At 66.5% G+C, this 21800-nt stretch carries 19 protein-coding genes; 14 read left to right on the plus strand and 5 right to left on the minus strand.

Annotated features, from left to right (window positions below):
* The first annotated feature begins 3 nt into the window (after positions 1-3).
* Genes IEW19_RS02240 through IEW19_RS02255 form a run of 4 tightly spaced genes read left to right on the plus strand, consistent with a single transcriptional unit; the run spans position 4 to position 4460 of the window.
* Positions 4-969 (plus strand): NAD-dependent epimerase/dehydratase family protein, encoded by a 966-nt coding sequence (locus IEW19_RS02240; RefSeq protein ID WP_188570068.1) that lies wholly within the window; start codon positions 4-6, stop codon positions 967-969.
* Entirely contained in the window at positions 966-1871 is a 906-nt protein-coding gene (locus tag IEW19_RS02245; RefSeq protein WP_188570069.1) for a 5-dehydro-4-deoxyglucarate dehydratase, read from the plus strand. Before IEW19_RS02240 ends, IEW19_RS02245 begins: the two co-directional genes overlap by 4 nt.
* Complete coding sequence (locus tag IEW19_RS02250; RefSeq protein ID WP_188570070.1) at positions 1871-2980, plus strand: mandelate racemase/muconate lactonizing enzyme family protein; 1110 nt, start codon at positions 1871-1873, stop codon at positions 2978-2980. The genes IEW19_RS02245 and IEW19_RS02250 overlap by 1 nt, the downstream gene beginning before the upstream one ends.
* Before the next feature lie 28 nt (positions 2981-3008).
* Positions 3009-4460 carry an aldehyde dehydrogenase (NADP(+)) gene (locus tag IEW19_RS02255; protein ID WP_188570071.1) on the plus strand — a complete coding sequence of 484 codons (1452 nt, stop codon included), beginning with the start codon at positions 3009-3011 and terminating at the stop codon, positions 4458-4460.
* Between the two features lie 118 nt (positions 4461-4578).
* Here the strand turns inward: IEW19_RS02255 and IEW19_RS02260 are convergent, their stop codons facing one another.
* The 3 genes from IEW19_RS02260 to IEW19_RS02270 are packed head-to-tail and all read right to left on the minus strand — an operon-like array spanning position 4579 to position 8939.
* On the minus strand, positions 4579-5694 hold the full coding sequence (locus IEW19_RS02260) for a M24 family metallopeptidase (protein WP_188570072.1): 1116 nt from the start codon (positions 5692-5694) through the stop codon (positions 4579-4581).
* Positions 5691-7736, minus strand: a complete 2046-nt coding sequence (locus IEW19_RS02265; protein ID WP_188570073.1) for a DUF6807 family protein — start codon at positions 7734-7736, stop codon at positions 5691-5693. The genes IEW19_RS02260 and IEW19_RS02265 overlap by 4 nt, the downstream gene beginning before the upstream one ends.
* A 30-nt stretch (positions 7737-7766) precedes the next feature.
* Positions 7767-8939: an acetylxylan esterase gene (locus IEW19_RS02270; protein ID WP_188570074.1), complete on the minus strand. Its 1173-nt coding sequence runs from the start codon at positions 8937-8939 to the stop codon at positions 7767-7769.
* A gap of 196 nt (positions 8940-9135) precedes the next feature.
* Between IEW19_RS02270 and IEW19_RS02275 the strand changes: the two genes are divergently transcribed.
* The 4 genes from IEW19_RS02275 (at position 9136) to IEW19_RS02290 (ending at position 12921) form a co-directional block, all read left to right on the plus strand.
* Positions 9136-10080 carry a carbohydrate ABC transporter permease gene (locus IEW19_RS02275; RefSeq protein ID WP_188570075.1) on the plus strand — a complete coding sequence of 315 codons (945 nt, stop codon included), beginning with the start codon at positions 9136-9138 and terminating at the stop codon, positions 10078-10080.
* Positions 10070-11014, plus strand: a complete 945-nt coding sequence (locus IEW19_RS02280) for a carbohydrate ABC transporter permease (protein ID WP_188570076.1) — start codon at positions 10070-10072, stop codon at positions 11012-11014. Before IEW19_RS02275 ends, IEW19_RS02280 begins: the two co-directional genes overlap by 11 nt.
* Before the next feature lie 200 nt (positions 11015-11214).
* Positions 11215-12573 (plus strand): ABC transporter substrate-binding protein, encoded by a 1359-nt coding sequence (locus IEW19_RS02285; protein WP_188570077.1) that lies wholly within the window; start codon positions 11215-11217, stop codon positions 12571-12573.
* Positions 12574-12717: 144 nt separating this feature from the next.
* Positions 12718-12921 (plus strand): DUF1961 family protein, encoded by a 204-nt coding sequence (locus IEW19_RS02290; RefSeq protein ID WP_229748268.1) that lies wholly within the window; start codon positions 12718-12720, stop codon positions 12919-12921.
* A 77-nt stretch (positions 12922-12998) separates the two neighbouring features.
* On the opposite strand, the gene IEW19_RS02295 is transcribed toward IEW19_RS02290, so the two are convergent.
* Positions 12999-13565 carry an ABC transporter substrate-binding protein gene (locus tag IEW19_RS02295; protein WP_188570078.1) on the minus strand — a complete coding sequence of 189 codons (567 nt, stop codon included), beginning with the start codon at positions 13563-13565 and terminating at the stop codon, positions 12999-13001.
* Positions 13566-13871: 306 nt separating this feature from the next.
* Here IEW19_RS02295 and IEW19_RS02300 point away from each other — a divergent pair, with 306 nt between their 5' ends.
* Positions 13872-14249 carry a DUF7793 family protein gene (locus IEW19_RS02300; protein ID WP_188570079.1) on the plus strand — a complete coding sequence of 126 codons (378 nt, stop codon included), beginning with the start codon at positions 13872-13874 and terminating at the stop codon, positions 14247-14249.
* A gap of 15 nt (positions 14250-14264) precedes the next feature.
* Here the strand turns inward: IEW19_RS02300 and IEW19_RS02305 are convergent, their stop codons facing one another.
* The gene (locus IEW19_RS02305; RefSeq protein ID WP_188570080.1) at positions 14265-15287 is read right to left on the minus strand and encodes a LacI family DNA-binding transcriptional regulator; all 1023 of its coding nucleotides are present in this window, start codon (positions 15285-15287) and stop codon (positions 14265-14267) included.
* A 149-nt stretch (positions 15288-15436) separates the two neighbouring features.
* Here IEW19_RS02305 and IEW19_RS02310 point away from each other — a divergent pair, with 149 nt between their 5' ends.
* The 5 genes from IEW19_RS02310 to IEW19_RS02330 all read left to right on the plus strand — a co-directional run bounded on the left by IEW19_RS02310 (position 15437) and on the right by IEW19_RS02330 (position 21629).
* Positions 15437-15775 carry an L-rhamnose mutarotase gene (locus IEW19_RS02310; protein WP_188570081.1) on the plus strand — a complete coding sequence of 113 codons (339 nt, stop codon included), beginning with the start codon at positions 15437-15439 and terminating at the stop codon, positions 15773-15775.
* Positions 15776-15855: 80 nt separating this feature from the next.
* Positions 15856-17022, plus strand: coding sequence for an L-rhamnose isomerase (gene rhaI, locus IEW19_RS02315; protein WP_188570082.1), 1167 nt, complete (start codon positions 15856-15858; stop codon positions 17020-17022).
* A gap of 6 nt (positions 17023-17028) precedes the next feature.
* A complete protein-coding gene (locus IEW19_RS02320) occupies positions 17029-19065 on the plus strand; it encodes a bifunctional aldolase/short-chain dehydrogenase (protein WP_188570083.1) in 2037 nt (678 codons plus the stop codon).
* Complete coding sequence (locus tag IEW19_RS02325; RefSeq protein WP_188570084.1) at positions 19062-20552, plus strand: rhamnulokinase; 1491 nt, start codon at positions 19062-19064, stop codon at positions 20550-20552. The genes IEW19_RS02320 and IEW19_RS02325 overlap by 4 nt, the downstream gene beginning before the upstream one ends.
* 57 nt (positions 20553-20609) lie before the next feature.
* Positions 20610-21629, plus strand: a complete 1020-nt coding sequence (locus tag IEW19_RS02330) for an acetylxylan esterase (RefSeq protein WP_188570085.1) — start codon at positions 20610-20612, stop codon at positions 21627-21629.
* Positions 21630-21800 lie beyond the last annotated feature (171 nt).

Here is a 21800-nt window from a genome sequence, read left to right on the forward strand (position 1 = left end):
ACCATGAGCAGGATCTTTGTCACCGGCGGCTCCGGCCGGCTGGGCCGCAGCGTGGTGGCCGGGCTTGCCCGGGCCGGCCATGAGGTGGTCTCGGTAGACCGCGACGCCGCGCCCGCCGACCAGCTGCCGGCCGGCGTCGTCCAGGAAACCGCTGACCTCCTTGCCCCCGGCGAGGCACTGCGCCTCATCCGGGAGGCAAGGCCCGACGCCGTCATCCACCTCGCGGCGATTGCCGTACCGTTCAGCGCGCCGGAGGACGTCATTTTCGGCACCAACACCCGGCTCGCCTTCGCCGTGATCAGCGCGGCGACGGAGGTGGGTGTCCCGAAAATCGTCACCGCCAGCAGCCCCACCGTCCTTGGCTATGGGTGTCCGGCGGGCTGGTTGCCGCCGTCGTTCCCGCTGGATGAGCGGACCCCGCCGAGGCCCTGGAACGCCTACGCCCTGTCCAAGCACATTGCGGAACAGACGGTGCAGATGTTCGCCACCGCCCAGGGGGAGAAGATCCGCTATGCGGCGTTCCGCCCCTGCTTCGTGATTTCCCCGGAGGAGTGGGAAGGCGCCCCCACCCAGCAGGGCCATACCCTCGCCGAACGCCTCGCCGACCCCGCCCTCTCCGCACCCGCATTGTTCAACTACGTGGACGCCCGGGACGTGGCGGACTTCCTGGACCTGCTGCTGCAGAAAATGGAGTCCATTCCGAACGGCGAGACGTTCTTCGTGGGCGCGGCGGACGCTCTGGCTACGGCACCCCTGGCGGAACTGCTGCCCACGTTCCTGCCGGGAAGCGAAGCGCTCAGCGCAGGCCTCACCGGCACCAGCCCAGCCTTTTCCATCGCCAAGGCCCAGGAACTCCTGGGCTGGCAGCCCAAGCGCACCTGGCGCACTGAACTGAAGTCCCATCACAACCTCAACGACGAGGCCTCCGCGCTGGTCAATGCCGGCAGCGGGGGCAAGGAGACACCATGAAATTCGACGGCGTACTGTTCTTCCCCGTCACTCCGTTCACGGCCCAAGGCGCCGTAGACGTGGACCTGCTCAAGGAGCACATCGGCTCCCGCCTGCCCTTCGGTCCAGGCGGAGTCTTCCCCGCCTGCGGCACCGGTGAATTCCATGCCCTCAGCATCGAGGAGGTCCGCACCGTGGTGGCGGCCGCCGTCGAGGTTGTGGCCGGCAAGGTTCCTGTGGTGGCAGGTGCCGGCGGACCGCTGGGCCACGCCCTCGCCGCCGCCCGTGCCGCCGAGGAAGCCGGCGCCGACGCCCTCCTGGTGCTGCCGCCCTACCTGGTCACAGGCCCCACCGTCGGGCTGGTGGCCTACATCGAGGCCGTGGCCAATGCCAGCAGCCTGCCGGTGATCGTGTACCACCGCGGCAACGCCAAGTTCACTGCAGCGTCCATGGCCAAGCTCGCTGCCAATCCCAAGGTCATCGGCTTCAAGGACGGCCTGGGCGACGTGGGCCTGGCCCAGGAAATCGTGACCGCCGTCAAGGCATCCGGGCGAAAGGACTTCGCCTTCTTCAACGGCCTGCTCACCGCCGAACTGACCCAGGGCGCCTACCGCGGACTGGGCATCCCGCTCTACTCGTCGGCGGCGTTCGCCATGGCACCGGAAATCGCCAAGGCCTACTACGACGCCTACGTGGCCGGGGACGAAGACCGCCGCAATGCCCTGCTTGAAGGCTTCTACGCCCCCCTGGTCCGCCTCCGTGACCAGACCCCCGGCTTCGGCGTTTCCCTGATCAAGGCCGGCCTGAGGCTGGCCGGACTGCCCGTCGGTTCCGTCCGGCCGCCGCTGGTTGATCCCACAGAGGAACAGCTGGTGGAACTCAAGGCCATCCTCGCCAAGGGCTACGAGCTGGCCGGCCGCTGATGAGCGCGCCCGCGGCCGAGACCGTCCGCACCGTTCCCAGCATCACCGGCCTGGCCACCCGGCTCCTGACCGTTCCGCTGCGCCGCAGCTGGGGCGTGGAAGCGCCGGAGAACCACGTGATCGCCACGGAGATCTCCACGGACGACGGCGGCACGGGCTTCGGATTCTCCTGGACCCCCACCATCGGCCCGCAGGCAGTCAAGGCGCTGCTGGACTGCGACATCGCCCCTTTCGTCACCGGGCTGCCTGCCACCGCCGAGGCGGTGTGGGATGTGCTGTGGAAGCGGCTGCACGAGGCCGGCGGCGGAGGGCTCACCACCATCGCCATGGCAGGTGTGGATCTGGCCCTGTGGGACCTGCAGGGCCGCCGTGCCGGCACATCGGTCACCGGGCTGCTGGGGCAGCGGCATGAATCCGCCGAGGTCTACGGTTCCGGCGTGAACCTGCACTACACTCTGGACGAACTGGTGGCCCAGGCCGAACGCTGGATTGCCGCCGGCCATGAGGCAGTGAAGATCAAGGTGGGCAAACCGGACATCCGCGAGGACCGCGAACGCGTTGCCGCCGTCCGCTCCGTCCTGGGCCCGGACCGCAGGCTCATGATCGACGCCAACCAGCGGTGGGACCTGCCCACCACCCTCAGGGCCCTCGACGCCCTGGCCGAATTCGGGCTGGAATGGCTGGAGGAACCCATCCGAGCGGATGACCTCTGGGCCTACCGGCGGCTGCGGAAGCACTCACCCGTGCCCATCGCCCTCGGCGAAAATCTGCACACCATCTACCGGTTCCGCGATTTCATCAAGGCGGAGGCAGTGGACATCATCCAGCCGAACATCATCCGCGTTGGCGGGATCACCCCGTTCCGGCGGATCGTGGAGCTGGCACGGACCCACAGCATCAAAGTGATGCCGCACCTGCTGCCGGAACTGTCTGGGCAACTGGCGTTGACCCTCGCGGAGCCTACGCTCGTGGAGGACGTTGAGGAGGCGTCCTTTGAACAGCTTGGCATCCTGGCCGGGCCGTCGCCGGTGCGGTTCAGCAACAGCCGGGTGACCCTGGCGGACCAGCCCGGACTGGGGTTCCGCTTCCGGGACTCGCTGCAACGATGAACGTATACCCACAGAACAGGTACCTGACGTGACAACTGCAACGCTTACCCTGACAGAGCTCACCGCTGCCGCCACGGCGGCGGCACGGGTTTCAGCGGCCGCTTCCGACGCCGAACGGGCGGGTTGGCTGAACGCTGTGGCCGACGCCCTGGACGCCAACGCGAGCGAACTCGTGGAGATCGCGGATGCCGAAACCAACCTCGGCGTCCCACGCCTGGCAGGGGAGGTGGCCCGGACCACCGGGCAGCTGCGCCTGTTTTCCCGCGTGATCACTGAGGGCTCCTACCTTGAGGCCATCATCGACCACGCGGACCCGGCCGCCACCCCGCCCAGGCCTGACCTCCGCCGGATCCTCAGGCCCATCGGCCCCGTCGCTGTCTTCTCGGCGTCGAACTTTCCGTTCGCCTTCTCTGTGGCTGGCGGTGACACCGCCTCGGCCCTCGCCGTCGGCTGCTCCGTGATCGTCAAGGCACACTCCGGCCACCTGCGGCTTTCCGAACGGACGGCGGAAATCGTGGCGGAGGCCCTCCGCGGCGCGGGCGCACCCGACGGACTCTTCGGGCTGGTCAGCGGACGCGAAATGGGCACCGCCCTGGTCCAGGACCCCGCCATCAAGGCCGTCGGCTTCACCGGCTCCATCCCGGGCGGCCGTGCCCTGTTCGACCTCGCCACCTCCCGGCCCGATCCCATCCCGTTCTACGGGGAACTGGGCAGCCTCAACCCTGTGGTGATCACGGCCGCGGCCCTGCAGCAGCGTTCAGCGGAACTTGCCGCCGGGCTTGCAGGTTCCTTCACCCTGGGCGCCGGCCAGTTCTGCACCAAACCGGGCCTGGTGTTCATCCCTGCCGGGACGCAGTTTGCCAAGGAAGTGGCGGAGGCCAGCACGGACAAGCCCGCCCTGGGCATGCTCACCACCCGGATCGCGGAAGCCTACCCGGACGGGCTGCGCAGCTTCGCCTCGGTGGACGGGGTGGAGGTTGTCAGCGGCAGCGTCGACCAGGACGCGGCAGCCAACGGCGCAGCGCCGGTGGTCTTCTGCACCAGCGCGGCCAAGGTCCTGGAACGCCCGGAGCAGCTGCTGGAAGAATGCTTCGGACCCACCACCATCCTCATCGAGTTCGTTGACCAGGACGAACTGTCCGCTGTCCTGGCCAAGGTCCCGGGGAGCCTGACGGCCACCCTCCACAGCGAACAGGGCGAGGACATCGAGGCCCTGGTGGAGCAGCTGTCCGGGCTCGCCGGACGCGTCCTGTTCGCAGGCTGGCCCACCGGCGTCGCGGTCAACTGGGCCCAGCAGCACGGCGGCCCGTACCCGGCCACCACGTCGCTGTTCACCTCGGTGGGCGCGACGGCGGTCCGCAGGTTCCAGCGCCCGGTGGCCTACCAGGAGGCACCGGAAACAGTGCTGCATCCGGCACTGCGCGAGGAGAACCCGCTGGGCATCCCGCGCCGCGTGGACGGCGAACTGCAGCTTCCCTGAAACGCCCGCTCACGTATGGCCGGTTAAACCGGAACGCCCGCTCACATAGGTCCGCATCGGCGGCCCTACGTGAGCGGGCGTTTGTGGTTTGGGCCCAGGAAGTGAGCGGGCGTTTGGCCTACAGTTGCAGCGTGACCGGCCGCTCCAGGCCGTTCACGATCGTGGACGGCCACCGCGGATCGGCAGTGAGGACCTGCAGCCCGGACTCTGTGAGCTGCGCAGTGTCCTCGATCTTCACGGCAGGGCCCGAGGGGTTCCACGTGAAGGCCTGGTCCCGCACCACGGTGTCGGAGACGGCAGCGGTTACCCGTGGATCGCGCCCGGCATAACCGGCCGGACCGCCCTGGTGGTGCTGCTCCCACTGGTCCGCCCCGAAACCATGCCGCACATAGGCGGCCTTGATCTCGGTGAAAATGCTGTCCAGCCGGGCGCCGGGAACGGTTGCATCGAAAATGTCCGCTTCCACTGCAGCGATGCGTGCCTCGGCGTCGCGCTCTTCAGGCGTGCCGGCGTCGAACCTTATCCAGCGGGTGATGTTGGCAACCAGGCCGTCGCGTCGGGCGCACACCACGGCCATGGCACGCCTGCCGAGGGGGGAATGGGTAGCCAACGGGTGCCGGAAGCTGCTGCGGGAGCTGCCGTTGCAAAGGAGCACCAGTGGCTCCGCGCCGGCAGCCACCACGCGTGCGGCCAGTGACGAGACCAGGCCGAATTCCGTGGTGTCGGGGCGGGCAGCGGACAGCACGTCCGTCATGATGCCGGCCAGTTCCGCGCTGAGCAGGGAATAGCGGGCACTTTCGGCCGGGAGGAGCTGCTGCCGGGCGGCGCGAAGCTGGGCGGTGGCATCCGCTTCTGGCAGCGGCGGTTGCCCGCTGGTTCCGACGGCGGCAGCGGCCTGGTGCAGGTTCCCGTACCAGGGCACGGTGTGCAGGTTTACCCCGGCCGGCAGCTCTTCGGCGGCGATCCTGCCTGCTTCATTGTTGAACGTCACCAGATGGTCGCCGTCGCGGTCCACCAGCAGGGCGGCGATGGGATCGCCGGCGAGGCTGATGTGCACACGGCTGCCGTCCAGGTACCAGGTGAGGGCTGTGTTGGTGGTGAGGAGCAGCGAGTCGCGCCCAGCGGCATCCAGGATGTCCAGGACGCGACGGCGCTTGATGGCCCGGTCCGCCCGTGACCCGGGAGCCTGGCGCGCCTCCTGCAGGGCAGCGGCTGCGGTTGTTGCCTGGGTCATGACGGGTCCCCCTGAGGGTTGATCAATGCTTCGATGTCGGTGGTGGCCATGATTCCGTCGGCCACGAAAACGGTGATGCGCCGCCGCACCTGGCTGCCCGGCTGGGCGATGACGGCCGTGTCCCATGCCAGTGACTGGCCCACGCCGGGGTAGCCGTCCACGCGGACAAACCACGGGTCGGCGGAGTCTTCCGGGGCGGCGAAAACCAAGGTGGCGGGGCCGCCGTCGAACGTTCCAGCCCAGGCGAGCCAGCGCGTGACGCTGCCGTGGGTCTCCGACTCGCCGGTGCCGGCGGGCGTCCATACCGTGGCGTCCCCGCATGCGGGCAGGCGCCAGAAGAAGCCGCCATAGCCGCCCTCGAAGCGTCCGTTGGATCCGGGGCTGCCCAGGCTGACGGGCTTGCTGCTGGCGGGGGACAGCCCGAAGTCGAGGGACAGCCGCCAGACGGAAGGCGCGACGCCGGACCATGCCCAGGTGCGTTCCTCCACGAGGACAGGGGTGCCGTCGGGGCCGTTCCAGCTCAGGGTCTCCTGGAGCCGGCCCTCCTGCCCGTTGCCGGCGTCGAGCCGCTCAACAGTGGTGCCGGTGCCGGCGATGCTGCCGTGGTCCGGGCGCCAGACGTATTGCCCGGCCTCCCCAATGTAGGTGCGGCCGCCCCAGAAGTTCACCCCGTCCACATCCTGCAGGGCCACGCCCACGCCAAGGTGCCACACGTGGTCCAGCGGTTGGTGGTCCGTCACCACGGCGCCGTTCAGGGTCCGCACCGGGTGCAGGTAGGGGCGCGGGGAGGAGACGGCGCGGATGTGGCTGCCGTCCTGGTAGTCGGCCACCGGCCGGCCGTCCACGGTCAGCGTACGGACGGGCGGAAGGGCCCGGGCCCACGGGACGCCGAGTTCGGCGAACGTGGCCTGCGCCTTCACGGCCCGCTCGATCAGGTCGGTGATGCCCTGGACTACGGGGTGGGCGCCGTCGCCCTCGCCTTCCCAGGAGACATACTTGGCGTCGATCGGGGCAGGCACGGGGGAGGTACGGATGGCCTCCAGGACGGCAGTGAACGCGCCGGAGTCCTGCAGCGCAGAGAGCAGGGGAACACCCGTGGCGCGGGCATCCAGAAGGTTCTCCAGCAGGTCGGTCCGGCCGAACGTTTCCCGTCGTTCGCCGCCGGAGGTGGTGATGAACACTTCGTCCCGCGTGTAGGAGAGCGTGATGTCGCCCAGAGTGCCGTGCACGGTGACGGCAGGGTCCAGCTGTTCGGGGGCGCAGAGCGTGAGGGCGCACAGCAGTGTGGTTCCCTGGGCTGTGCCGACGCGGAGCACCGACGTGTCGTCGCTTTCGGTGTTGTTGGCGCGGTACAGGTCCGTTTCCACGGAGGCTACGTCGGCGAGGGTGTGCGCACCGGCCAGGTGCAGGCCGGTGGCGACGGCGTGGGCCAGTGCGTTGGTTGCCACGCCGTCCACCACATCGGCGCCGTCCAGGCTGCGCCTTCCGGCCCAGCGCGAGCGCTTGAAATAGGCCTTGGTCCGCAGCCACTGGCCGGTGGCGCTGATGCCCAGGACGGTGCCGATGTCCCCGGCCGCCACCATGCCCCTGATGGCGGGCAGGGCGTGGGAACCCAGGCTCTGGAAGCCCACCTGGACCAGGCGCCCGTTCTCCTGCGCGGCGGCAAGGACCTGCTCGAACTGGGCCAGCGAGGCCACCGGTGGCTTCTCGAGGTAAACATCCATCCCTGCGGACAATGCGGCGATGGCCAGCGGGGCGTGGGTTTGAATGGGGGTGGCAATGATGACGACGTCGACACCTGGCTGTGCGGCCAGCAGTGCGTCCAAGTGGGCGAACACAGCCACGGAGCCGGCCAGGGTGCCGGGCTGCGGCGGGTTGGGATCGGCGACGGCCACCAGTTCCAGGGCGCCGGCTTCTTCAAGCCGGGCCAGGTTGGCAAGATGCCGTTCACCGAAGCCGTGCACGCCCACCAGGGCCACCCGCGGGATGGCGGTGGATGGGGCCTGCGGGTGCGTGGATTCGGCTGAGCGCTGTGTGGTCACGTGGGTCCTTGAAGATGTCGTTGGAAGGGGTCAGGAGGCCAGCGATTGGGCCAGGAAATCGAGGGCTTGGTCCTGCATGGCCGCCGTGAAGACGTGCCCGCCTGGCCAGAAGCAGCCGGTGTAGGTGTCTGTGCCGCCGTGCAGGGATTCCAGCAACCGGTGCGCCTGGCGCATCCCGTCCGCCGGAAAAAGTTCATCCGCCAGGGCGTATTGCACCAGGAACCGGGCGGCGGCTGCGCGGACCGTAAGCTCCGGCCAGTCGCCCAGCTTCCACAGGCCCGGGGTCTGCAGCAGCCAGGAATGCGCGTCCAGGTAGGCCGGGAGCAGGGATTCGAAGGTGGTCATCATGCAGGTCACCACCGCCGCCCGGATGCGGGGACTGAGGGCTGCGAGGGCAAGCGACCGCCCACCGCCGCCGGAGAAGCCGATGCAGCCCAGTCTGTCCTGGTCCACGTCCGGCAGGGCTGCCAGGATCTCCACTGCGGCCAGGTCGTCGTGCGCCACCATGCCGGCGAGGCTGGTGCCCAGCAGGCCCGCGGCTTTGGCCACCGTGTCTTCGTGGAAGCCGGCGGCGGCGTTGTATTCGTCCGCGTCGGAAGGCACGACGCCGTCCTCCCGCCACTGCGCCTGCCTCGCCGCTGTTGCGGAGGCGGTCCGCCACGGGGGTGTTGAAAGGTCGAATTTTCGGCTGCCCCAGGCGAAGGTGTCGTGGGCCAGGACCGCGAAGCCGCGGCGGGCGATGTCCGTGGCGAGGGGACGCCCGTCGTAGTGGCCGGCACGGTCGGCAGCTGCCGACGGGTGGCTGTCGGGCAGCTCCACCAGCCGGTCGGCGCCGCCGAACTTGTTTCCGCCGTGGCAGTGCAGGGCCAGGACACCCGGCAGGGGACCGGAACTTCCGGCCGGCCTGACCAGCCAGCCCGTAGTCCGCGGACCGAAACCCAACTGCCAGCTGAGCTGGGTGGTGGTGGCGCCGTCGTACGTTTCCTCCCAGTGCACCGTTACCTCGGGAGGTGCGTCCGCACCCGGTACGCCCAGGGCGTCCGAAAGCTCCTGCGCCGGGCCTGTGGAGGCCTGGTGGTGCGGCTTGTGCCGGACGTAGGCAGGCCAGTCGTCGTAGCCCGCGATGGCGCTGGGCCGCGCTGTTGGAACCAGTTTCCTGCCTCCTTCCTTGGGGGCGGTGGTCTCTCCGAAGAGTACATCCATCGTTTGGTGAGAAAGCGTTTTCTGAAAAACTAACAAAGGGCTATACAGGAGTCAAGAAAACGTTTACTTTGGTACGGAGCCGCAAATCCGACAATGCCCAATCCCCATCGCCCGGCGATGACCGCAACGTGGAGGCCACGATGACCAAAGGAGACCACATGGCCGCAAAGCAGATTCCCAGGACGGAGCAGCTCCTGTGAGCGCCATCAGCGAACTCAGCTCCATCACCCGGCGGAAGGGCAAGGCCACCGCTGAGGAGAAGAAGGCCAACAAGCGGGACAACAAGGCCGCCTACATCTTCCTGCTGCCGTGGCTGGTGGGCCTGGGGGCCATCACCATCGGCCCCATGCTGATGTCCCTCTACCTGTCCTTCACGGACTACAACCTGCTCCAGCCGCCGGAATGGACGGGGCTGCACAACTTCACCCGGATGCTCAGTGACGCCCGGCTGCACAACTCGCTGAGGGTCACGTTTACCTATGTCTTCGTCGGCGTGCCGCTGCAGCTTGGCGTGGCACTGCTGATTGCGCTCGTACTGGACAAAGGGCTTCGGGGACTTCCGTTCTACCGCTCCGTGTTTTACCTGCCGTCCCTCCTGGGCGGCTCCGTTGCAGTCGCCATCCTGTGGAAGCAGATCTTCGGCACCACGGGCCTGGTCAACCAGGTCCTGGCCATGTTCGGCATCCAGGGTCCGGGCTGGATCTCGGATCCCAGTACAGCGCTGGGGTCGATCATCCTGCTGCACGTTTGGACCTTCGGCGCCCCGATGATCATCTTCCTGGCGGGCCTGCGGCAGATCCCCAACATGTACTACGAAGCCGCCAAGGTGGACGGCGCCAGCACGCTGCAGCAGTTCTGGCGGATCACCCTGCCGATGCTGAGCCCGATCATCTTCTTCAACCTGGTGCTGCAGATCATCGGTTCGTTCCAGTCGTTCACGCAGGCGTTCATCGTCTCCGGCGGCAACGGGGGGCCTTCGGACTCCACCATGTTTTTCACGCTGTACCTCTACCAAAAGGGCTTCGGCCAGTTCGACATGGGCTACGCCTCAGCCATGGCGTGGGTGCTGCTGCTCATCATCGGCGTGTTCACCGCCATCAACTTCATCGCTTCTAAGTATTGGGTTTTCTATGACGACTAAGCTTGAGACGCTGCCCACCCCGGGAAAGAAGTCCGGGGGCGCCGGCAAGCCTACGAACCGCAAGCCCAGGGTCCGCGAGTCCCGGGGAACCTTGGCCTTCAGCCGGGCCCAGCGCGGCAAATCGCTGATGAAGCACGGCATCCTGATTTTGGCCGGCGCGCTGATGATCTATCCGCTCCTGTGGATGGTGGTGTCCTCGCTGCGCCCGAACGAGTTGATCTTCCGTGAGCCCGGCCTGTGGCTCAACAGCCTGGAAATGAGCAACTACACATCCGGCTGGTCAGCCCTGACCCATCCGTTCGGCCACTACATGCTCAACTCGGCCATCGTGGTGATCGGCTCGATCCTGGGAAACCTGGTGTCATGCTCCATGGCGGCGTACGCCTTTGCGCGGCTCCAGTTCACCGGCAAGAAGCTGTTCTTCGGCATCATGCTGCTGACCATCATGCTGCCGTTCCACGTGGTGATCGTTCCGCAGTACATCCTGTTCTCGCAGATCGGCTGGGTGAACACCTTCTGGCCGCTGCTGGTGCCCAAGCTGCTGGCCACGGATGCGTTCTTCGTCTTCCTGATGGTGCAGTTCATCCGCGGCATTCCGCGGGAACTCGATGAAGCGGCACGCATCGACGGCGCAGGCCATCCGCGCATCTTCCTGCGGGTCATCCTGCCGCTGATGGTGCCGGCGCTGGCCACTACCACCATCTTCACGTTCATCTGGACCTGGAACGACTTCTTCGGCGCCCTGATCTACCTCACGGATCCGGACATGTTTACCGTTCCGGTGGCGCTGCGGGCGTTCGTGGATTCCCAGTCAGCCACAAGCTGGGGATCGCTGTTCGCGATGTCCATCGTTTCCCTGCTGCCGGTCTTCCTGGTGTTCCTCTTCGGCCAGCGGTTCCTGATCAAAGGCATCGCCACCACCGGTATCAAGTAAGTCCCGGGCTACAACCCAGGCCGCCCGAACGGCCCGTCCCCAGTGGCGGGCCGTTCGTTGCGTGTTGGCCGGTCCACCTTCCGTCGCCGATGGCCCACGAACGTCTTGTGTTACAAGTTTTGTACTTGTAGCATTAGTCTCAGAAAGCGCTTTCACAGACAATCACCCGCACCTGGATCAAAGAAGATCGGAGTACCATAGTGCCGCTTTTTCCCCGACCTGCGTCTGCTGCCCAGCAGAATGCAGGGGCACCCACTTCAGGCGCATCGCGCCGAAACCGTAAGGCCGGCGCAGTTGCCGCCGCCGTCGCCGCCGTCATGGCTCTCAGCGCCTGCGGCGGGGGAGCCGCCCCGCAGAACGCGGACGGCACTGTGGAGCTTCGCTTCTCCTGGTGGGGCGGCGACAAACGTGCCCAGCTGACCCAGGAAGCCATCAAGCAGTTCGAAGCTGAAAACCCCAAGATCAAGATCAAGCCGGAGTTCGGTGACTGGAGCGGCTACTGGGACAAGTTGGCCACGCAGGTGGCGGCCAACGATGCCCCTGACATCATCCAGATGGACGAAAAGTACATTACGGAGTACTCCAGCCGCGGCGCCCTCCTGGACCTGTCCAAGTACGACATCGACACCTCCAAGCTGGACGAGGCCGCACTGAACGCCGGTAAGGGCCAGAAAGGGCTGACGGGCATCGCCGCGGGCATCAACGCCGCGACCATCCTGGCCAATCCCAAGGTCTTCGAAGCAGCAGGCGTCCCACTGCCCGACGACACCAAATGGACGTGGGACGACTTCGGCCGTATCGCCTCCGAGATCACCGCCAAGTCGCCGAAGGGAACATACGGCGCCGCAGCCTACGGAACTGACGAGGCTTCCCTGGGTGTCTGGCTCCGGCAGAACGGCAAGTCACTTTATACATCTGACGGGAAGCTGGGCTTCGAGCCGAGCGACGTCGCCGAGTGGTGGGCCTTCCTGAAACAGTTGAGCCAGAAGAAGGCGGTGCCGTCCGCATCCGAGGTAGTGGAAGCCGAGGCTGCTCCGCTTGACCAGAGCGGGCTGGCAACGGGCAAGAACGGCATGGCGTTCTGGTGGTCCAACCAGGCTCCGGCCCTGGAAAAGGCAAGTGGAGGAGACCTGAAGATCCTGCGGTTCCCCACCAAGACCGGCAAGGCCGCTGACACGGAACTCTGGTACAAGGCATCACAGTTCTGGTCGGCATCCTCGCGCACCAAGCACCCGCAGGAAACCGCCAAGTTCATCAACTTCCTGACCAACAACGTCAAGGCCGGCGAGGCCCTCCTGGCTGACCGCGGCGTCTACCCGAACTCCGACGTCCGGGCGGCCATCCAGCCGAAACTGACCCCGGCCGACGTCAAGGTGGTCAACTTCATCGACCAGATCAAGGATGAGCTCGGCGAGGCCCCGGCACCGCCACCGAAGGGTGCGGGCGCCATCCAGGAAATCATCAAGCGGTACACCTCGGAAGTCCTGTTCGAGCGTCTCTCTCCGGTGGACGCCGGCAAGAAGGCGACCGATGAGATGAAGTCCGCCATCAGCAGCTAGCCGACGGCGGGTAACAGCACTGCCCCGGAGGGAACCCAGGTTCCTGCGGGGCGGAGTTGTATAAGCTCCGGCGCCGTTATGGAACCGGGCTTTCCCTGTCCCTTGACCGCTGGCGACTTTCCCCCCCGTGGGGGCGCGGACCCGTTGCCGCCAGCCCGGGACGCCACGGACTTCTACCGGCTGGAAGTGGTGAAGGAAGGGCCCCGGGTGGCGTTTTCCATCAACGGGCTCCTCCTCTTTGAGTGGCGGGATTCCTCCGCCAAAGTGCTCGGCGGCGGCCGGATCGGCTTCCGCCAGATGGCCCCGCTCCGGGCCGCCTACCGCAACCTGGTGGTAGCGAAGCTTTAGGCGGCAACACAAGGCGGGCAGCCCCGAAGGGCCGCCCGCCTTATTGCTGCAGTACCGGTTGCTCAAACTACCTGAAACTAGAGTCCCAGGACGCGGTTGAGCAGGTTGGCCAGGCCGTTCAGGCCCGTACCGCCGTCGAGGAGCCCGGTGACGGCGCAAAGGAGGTTGCCCACCAGGTTGCCCGCTCCGGTCTGGGAGGTGATGTCCAGTACCACCTTGTTGAGGTCGACGTTAAGGCCCAGGAGATCCAGGTGCAGTGGCCCGAGGACCAGGTTCAGGACGTCGCAGCTGCCGCCAGTGGCCGGGGAAGCTGCTGTAGATGGTGCGGCAGTAGCGGTGGTGGTCACTGTCTGGCTGACGGGAGTGGCCACACCGGCAAGGTCGGTGAAGGTGCCCTGTACCAGGCCGGTGACGGTCAGCTGGCCGTTCTGGGCGCTGAAATTGGACGGCGTAAACGAGCCAACGAAGGTGCCCACGCCGTTAATGGTCTGGTTGATTGTTCCCGTCAGGTTGGCAGCTTGTGACGACTGGGAAGCGGCAGGAGGAGCCGCGGGTGCTGCTGCCGTCGCCGGGCCTGCCATGCCAAAGAGCATGGCTCCGGAGAGGGCAATGGCTGTGACTGAAGCTGAGACCTTTGTTCGCATTTTCGGTAAATCCTTTCAGCGCCAAGTGCGGCGCAGCGAATCCCCGAGGCTCCGCCCCCATGGAGAACCCCGGCGGAACTGTTTATTTCAGATGCAGTTCATTTCAAAATGCAGCCCTGGTGGGCCGCGATGCGTGGCGTCGGACGGTGATCCAGGCCACGGGCACGTCGACCAACCTATTAGTAAGCATGCTGATCAGTCAAGGCGGCCGAAGGTCGCGCGTGTTGGGGAGTCGCGGGTGCCAGCGCCTTGCGTGGTACGGCAAGATGGAGGGGTCAGGAACTGCCCACTGGAGGGAGGCGGCGCATGGAGCCCGTAATGGTCGACGGCGGCAAAGGTACCGTGGAGTTGGGCCCCGATGGCGTTATCCACCTCATTTGGGAACCCAAGGTCCGGATTGAAATCCATGACGCCCAGGCGGCCATGGCTGCGGTCAACGAGATAGCCGGTGACGGCAACTACCCGATGCTGGTGGACATGGCCACCACCGAGGCGGTCAGCAGGGAGGCCCGCTCGGTGTTCTCCATTCCCTGCGCGGCCAACCGAATTGCCCTCCTTGGGGCAAGTCCCGTGGACCGGATTATTGCGAACTTCTTCCTGGGCGTCCACATCCCACCTTGCCCCACCCGCTTTTTCACCTCACGGCCGGAATCCATGCGGTGGCTGCAGCAGGCCGGGACATAATCCGCGCGGGCCGGATCAGCCGGCATCAGGCATTGCCGTGCTCTGCCGGACCACCAGTTCCGGGGTGAAAACCACCGAGCGGTGGACGGGGTTCCGGGACTCCACTTCTTCGGACAGCAGCTCGATTGCGGTCCGGCCCAGCAGTTCGGTGGGCTGGCGGATGGAGGACAGCGGCACCACGGCGGAGACTGCAAAGTCGATGTCGTCATAGCCGATCAAGGCCACATCCTCCGGGATACGGAACGTGTGCGTCATGGTGAGTGATTGCATAACGCCCAGGGCCAGGAGGTCGTTGGCGCAGAAAATCCCCTCCGGCAACTCCGCTGGGCCCCGCTCCACGAGCTCGTTGCCTATGCTGCGCCCGGCCAGGACGGTCATACCCTCCGCCGTGAGGATCTCGAGCGTGGCGTCCGGCTCCTCCTTTACGGCCCGCCGGGCACCCTGGAGGCGGTCCGCCACCTGCCGGATGGACGTTGCGCCGCCAACAAAGGCGAGTCGACGGCGGCCGGTGTCCAGCAGGTGCCGGGCGGCGAGGTACCCGCCGGCGTCGTCGTCCACTGCAACTGAGCTGAACCTGGACTCGTCGGCCAGCCGGTCAACCAGTACCGTGGGGATGCCGCGCTCGCGGAGGAGGTCCAGCCTGTCCGTGATATCTCCCACTGGCGAGATCAAAAGGCCCTGGACCCGCTGCTCCTGGAAGAGGTCGACGTAGTTGGCTTCCCGGCTGGCGTTATGGCCGCTGTCGCCCAGCAGGACGGCGCTTCCCTGGAGTGCTGCGGCGTCCTCGGCCGCGCGGACCACGGAGGTGAAGAAGGGGTTGCCGACGTCCAGGACGATGAGTCCGATGGTGCGGCTGTGGCCAACGCGGAGTTGGCGGGCGGCATCGTTGCGGACAAAACCCAGTTCGTCGATGGCGCGCAGGACGCGCTCCTTGGTCCGGTCCGACACCCGGTCCGGATAGTTCAGGACGTTGGAGACTGTCCCCACGGCCACGCTCGCGTGGTTGGCCACGTCCTTGATACTGGCTGTGCGGTTCATCGACTCTCCGTGCTGATATGCCCGCCGCGGTGTGTTTCGCGCGGGAGATCAAAGTTTCTGCCATTGCTTGACACCTGCTCAGGTCCAAGAGTACTTTGAATCGTACCAATGAAACGATTCAAAACTTGGAAGATTGAAGGGGAGTCCCGATGAGGGTGTGTTTCCGTTCCTCGATCCAGCCCGCATTGATCGAGGAATACCGGCGCCGGCACGCTGCTGTTTGGCCGAAGATGCTGCATGCCCTCCAGGAGGCAGGGTGGCACAACTACTCCCTGTTCCTCGGAGCGGACGGGCTCCTGGTGGGTTACGTGGAGTGCGACGACTTTGACGCAGTCCGTGCCCGCATGGCCTTGACGGACGTTAATTCCCGGTGGCAGGCCGAGATGGCAACCCTCTTTGAAGATTCCGGCCAGGCACCCGACGAAGGGTTCCAAGTGCTTGAGGAAGTCTTCAACCTCGACAGCCAGTTGGCGGCAGGCACTCAATAACCACAGCAGTACCAGGCTCCAGCAGCGGGGCATCAACCAAACGCATCAGACAGACACTCAAACACCCGGAAAGAACCATCATGAATGACGTAGCAGCGGCGCTGGGCAGGCTCGGGGAGCTTGCCATTGAGGTCCCTTCGTGGGCTTATGGAAATTCAGGTACGCGGTTTAGGGTGTTCGGCACCCCCGGCACGCCGCGTACTGTGCAGGAGAAGCTGGCGGACGCCGCCAAGGTCCATGAACTGACAGGTCTGGCGCCGACGGTGGCGCTGCATATTCCGTGGGACAAGGTTGACGACTACGCCGCCCTCAAGGACTACGCCGTCGGCCTGGGCGTCGGCCTGGGGACCATCAACTCCAACACCTTCCAGGATGACGAGTACAAGTTCGGCTCGCTGACCTCCTCCAATGAGGCTGTCCGGCGCCGTGCTATCGACCACCACCTGGAGTGCATCCGGATCATGGACGCCACTGGCTCCAAGGACCTGAAGATCTGGCTGGCGGACGGCACCAACTACCCGGGCCAGGATGACATGCGCGGCCGGCAGGACCGTTTGGCGGAGTCGCTGCAGGAGATCTACGCGGCCCTTGGTGCCGAGCAGCGGCTGGTGCTGGAGTACAAGTTCTTCGAGCCGGCTTTCTACCACACCGATGTTCCGGACTGGGGTACCTCGTACGCGCAGACCCTGGCACTGGGTGAGAAGGCGTTCGTCTGCCTGGACACCGGCCATCACGCGCCGGGCACCAATATCGAGTTCATCGTGATGCAGCTGCTGCGCCTGGGCAAGCTGGGGTCCTTCGACTTCAATTCGCGTTTCTATGCCGACGACGACCTGATCGTGGGTGCCGCGGATCCGTTCCAGCTCTTCCGGATCATGCATGAGGTGATCCGTGGCGGCGGGTTCGGCAAGGATTCCGGCGTGGCCCTCATGCTGGACCAGTGCCACAACCTGGAGGAGAAGATCCCGGGCCAGATCCGGTCGGTACTCAACGTCCAGGAAATGACGGCCCGCGCCCTGCTGATCGACACCGCAGTCCTGGACGAAGCCCAGCGTGCCGGGGACGTCCTGGCCGCCAACGGCATCTTCAACGACGCCTTCTACACGGATGTCCGCCCGGCCCTGGCCGGGTGGCGTGAATCCCGCGGCCTGCCCGCGGACCCGATAGCTGCCTACAAGGCCAGCGGCTACCAGAAACAGATCAACGAGGACCGCGCAGGCGGCCAGCAAGCCGGATGGGGCGCATAAAGAGCTATGAGCAACAAAACTGTTGAAGACCTGGTTTCGCGTTCCAACCGCCTGGGGGCGGACAAGCGGAACACCAACTTCGCCGGCGGCAACACCTCCGCGAAGGGCACCGAGAAGGACCCCGTCACGGGCGAGGACGTCCGGCTGCTCTGGGTGAAGGGCTCCGGCGGGGACCTGGGCACGCTGAAGGAGCAGAACCTTGCGGTGCTGCGCCTGGACCGGCTGACCGCGCTGAAGAACGTCTACCCGGGCGTGGAGCGTGAAGACGAGATGGTGGCCGCCTTCGATTTCTGCCTGCACGGCAAGGGCGGTGCAGCCCCGTCGATCGATACGGCCATGCACGGCCTGGTGGACGCCGCCCACGTGGACCACCTGCACCCGGACTCCGGCATCGCGATCGCGACGGCGGCCGAGGGCGAGGCGCTGACCACCAAGATCTTCGGGAACAAGGTGGTCTGGGTTCCGTGGCGCCGTCCCGGCTTCCAGCTGGGCCTGGACATCGCCGCGATCAAGGACGCCAACCCGCAGGCCGTCGGCACCATCCTGGGCGGCCACGGCATCACCGCCTGGGGCGCGACGTCCGGGGAAGCGGAAGCCAACTCGCTGTGGATCATAGACCAGGCCGAGAAGTACATCGCCGGGAACGGCAAGGCCGAACCCTTCGGAGCCAAGCTGCCCGGCTACGCCGCCCTGCCGGATGCGGAGCGCCACGCCAAGGCCGCCGCCCTGGCACCGGTGATCCGCGGCCTGGCCTCCACCGACAAACCGGTCCTGGGGCACTTCAGCGATGACGCCGTCGTCCTGGACTTCCTCGAAGCCGCCGAACACCCGCGCCTGGGCGCCCTGGGGACCTCCTGCCCGGACCACTTCCTGCGCACCAAGGTCAAGCCGTTGATCCTGGACCTGCCCGCGGACGCGTCCATCGAGGACTCCATCGCCCGGCTGCACGAGCTGCACGCGGACTACCGCGAGGACTACCAGGCCTACTACAACCGCCACGCGACGCCGGATTCCCCCGCCCTGCGCGGCGCCGACCCTGCCATCGTGCTAGTCCCCGGCGTGGGCATGTTCTCCTTTGGTGCGAACAAGCAGACCGCCCGGGTCGCCGGCGAGTTTTATATCAACGCGATCAACGTGATGCGCGGCGCCGAGGCAATCTCCACCTATGCGCCGATCGAGGAGTCCGAGAAGTTCCGGATCGAGTACTGGGCGCTGGAGGAAGCCAAGCTGGCCCGGATGCCCAAGCCCAAGTCCCACGCCACCCGTATCGCCTTGGTCACCGGTGCCGCGTCAGGCATCGGCAAGGCCATCGCCACGCGCCTTGCCGCGGAGGGTGCCTGCGTAGTCATCGCGGACTTGAACCTGGAGAACGCGCAGAAGGTCGCCGAGGAACTCGGCGGCGCGGATGTCGCCGTCGGCGTCCAGGCGGACGTCACGGACGAGGCCCAGGTGGCTTCAGCGATCGACGCGGCGGTGCTGGCGTTCGGCGGGGTGGACCTGGTGGTTAACAACGCCGGCCTGTCCATCTCCAAGCCGCTGCTGGAAACCACCGAAAAGGACTGGGACCTGCAGCACAACGTCATGGCCAAGGGCTCCTTCCTGGTAGCCAAGGCCGCGGCGAAGGCCATGATCGCCCAGGGCATGGGCGGGGACATCATCTACATCTCCTCCAAGAACTCCGTGTTCGCCGGCCCCAACAACATCGCCTACTCCGCCACCAAGGCTGACCAGGCCCACCAGGTGCGCCTCCTCGCAGCCGAACTGGGCGAGCACGGCATCCGCGTCAACGGCATCAACCCCGACGGCGTGGTCCGCGGCTCCGGGATCTTCGCCGGCGGCTGGGGCGCCAAACGTGCCGCGGTCTACGGCGTGGAGGAGGAGAAACTGGGCGAGTACTACGCACAGCGCACCCTGCTCAAGCGCGAAGTCCTGCCCGAGCACGTGGCCAACGCCGCCGCCGTCCTGACCGGCAACGAACTGTCCCACACCACCGGCCTGCACATTCCCGTGGACGCCGGAGTAGCAGCAGCCTTCCTCCGATGAGCGGGGCCGGGTTTCAAGCACAATCCGGTGTCGACGGCGTCTTTGCCGCCGTCGACATTGGCGCCTCCTCCGGGCGGGTTATCCTGGGCCGCGTTTCTCCTGCGGAAGTGTCGCTGGAGACCGTCCACCGCTTTCCCAACGGTGTGGTGGAGATCGACGGCGGCCTCCGCTGGGACTTCGACGCCCTCTTCGCGGAGGTGCTCACAGGCCTTTCCGTGGCGGCCAAATCGACAGAAAAAACCGGTGAAACAATCGCCAGCATCGGGATCGACACCTGGGCCGTGGACTACGGCCTGGTCAACAAAGCCGGCGAACTGACCGCCCAACCGTTCAGCTACCGCGACGACCGCAGCAGGGCCGCCGTCGCATCCGTGCACCGGAAGCTGGACCCCCGGCGCCTGTACCAAACCACCGGGCTGCAGTTCCTGCAGTTCAACACCATCTACCAGCTCGCCACCGAAAAGAACCTGGAGGGACTGCAGGCCCTCCTCATCCCGGACCTGATCGCCTTCCTCCTCACCGGGGTGCGCCGGACCGAGGCCACCAACGCCTCCACCACCGGATTTTTCGACGCCGTGGCCGGGGAGTGGGCCACTGAATTCTTCACCGCCCTGGGCCTGCGCAAGGACCTGTTCCCGCCGCTGATCCAGCCCGGCGACACGGTGGGCACGCTCCTGCCGGAGATCGCCGCGCAGGTAGGACTTCCCGGAGACACCACCGTGGTGGCCGTCGGCTCGCACGACACCGCGTCTGCCGTCGCCGCCGTTCCCGCGAAAGAGGACAACGGCGAAGAAAACTTCGCCTACATCTCCTCCGGCACGTGGTCCCTGGTGGGGCTTGAACTGAAGCACCCGGTCCTCACCGAGGCCAGCAGGGAAGCGAACTTCACCAACGAACGCGGCGTGGACGGCACTACCCGGTACCTGCGCAACATGGGCGGACTGTGGCTCCTGAGTGAGTGCCAACGCACCTGGGCCACCGAGGGCTTCCGGCCCGACCTGGACGCCCTGCTCTCAGCCGCCGGGGCCCTTCCGGCGGGCGGCCCGCAAATCAACCCGGACGATCCCTACTTCATCGCCCCGGACAACATGCCCGAACGCATCCGCGGCGCCGTGCGCCGCACCGGCGAGGTCCTGCCCAACGATCCCGCGGCCATCACCCGCTGCATCATGGACAGCCTCGCCGCCGGCTATGCCAGGACCATCGCCGCGGCGGAGCGGCTCGCCGACCGTTCGGTGGACGTGGTGCACGTGGTGGGCGGGGGCTCTCAGAACGCGCTCCTTTGCCAGCTGACTGCCAACGCCACCGGCCGTCCGGTGGTCGCCGGTCCTGTCGAAGCCACTGCGCTGGGCAACATCCTGGTCCAGGCACGCGCCGCCGGGCCCGCAGCCGGCGGGTTGCCGCAGCTGCGGGAAATCGTGGCCGGCGGGACCAGCCTCCGACGCTACGAACCGCTTATCAGTGTGCGCCAGGGGTACGTGCAGTAGAAATAGAAGGACTTCGCCGCAAGGCCGCCGAACATCCGAAAGCAGAACAGGACAACGATGCCCCTCTTCGACCTTCCCCTGGCACAGCTGCGCAGCTACGCATCCGGGGTAACGCCCCCTGAAGACCTGGACGCCTTCTGGGATGCCACCCTCGAAGAAGCCCGCGCCTTTCCGCTGAACGCGGCCTTCGAGCCGGTGGAGAACTACCTGACGGTGGTTGACACCTTCGACGTCACCTACGCGGGCTTTGGCGGGTCGCCGGTCAAAGGCTGGCTGCACCTTCCCGCCAACCGGGAGGCGGGCGCCCGGCTACCAGTGGTGGTAAACTACATCGGCTATTCCGGCGGCCGGGGCCTGGTCAACCAGGACACGCGCTGGGCGCAGGCCGGGTACGCGCACTTCATTATGGATACCCGCGGCCAAGGGTATGGCGGCACGTTGGGGGACACACCGGACCCCCATCCGTCAGCCGGGGACGTGGCGCACGCTGGCCTGATGACCAGGGGCATCCGGAGCCGGGAGGACTACTACTACCGCCGTGTCTACGTGGACGCGTTCCGTGCCGTGGAGGCTGCCCAGGCCCACCCCGCCGTGGATCCGGCAAAGGTGGTGCTGGCCGGAGTCAGCCAGGGCGGCGGCCTGGTGGTGGCCACGGCAGGGCTCACCGCGGGACGGCTCGACGGCGTCATCGCCGCGCTGCCCGACGTTCCGTTCCTTCAGGACTTCCCCCGGGCCATCGACATCACCCCGCGTGGCCCCTACCCGGAGATTGCCCAGTTCCTGGCCCGGCACCGGGACCGCTACCAGCATGCGCTTGACGTCCTCAACTATTTCGACGGCGTCAACCTGGCCCGGTATGCCACGGCGCCCGCTCTGTACTCTGCTGCCCAAATGGACGATATCTGCCCGCCGTCCACGGTCTTCGCCAGCTTCAACGCCTACGGCTCCGGCACGTCCGGAACCTCTTCCACCGGAGCTGCCAAGGAGATCGAGGTGTACCGGTTCAACAACCATGAAGGCGGCCAGGAGCACCACTGGATCCGGCAGTTGGTGTTCCTGCGCAAGATCCTGGGGTGATCTCCCCCCAACCCAACTAGGTAGCAGTAGATGTCGTTTTGGGACCTCAGAACGACATCTACTGCTACTTAGTTGGGAGGGGATTTGGTGGTTCGGCCGGCGTGAGCCTAGGGTCTTTTCCATGACTAACCGTTGGTATGCGTATTTTTCGTTGGCTCTGGAGGGGCCCGC

Source organism: Arthrobacter liuii, from assembly GCF_014639275.1.
Taxonomy (GTDB): Bacteria; Actinomycetota; Actinomycetes; order Actinomycetales; family Micrococcaceae; genus Arthrobacter; species Arthrobacter liuii.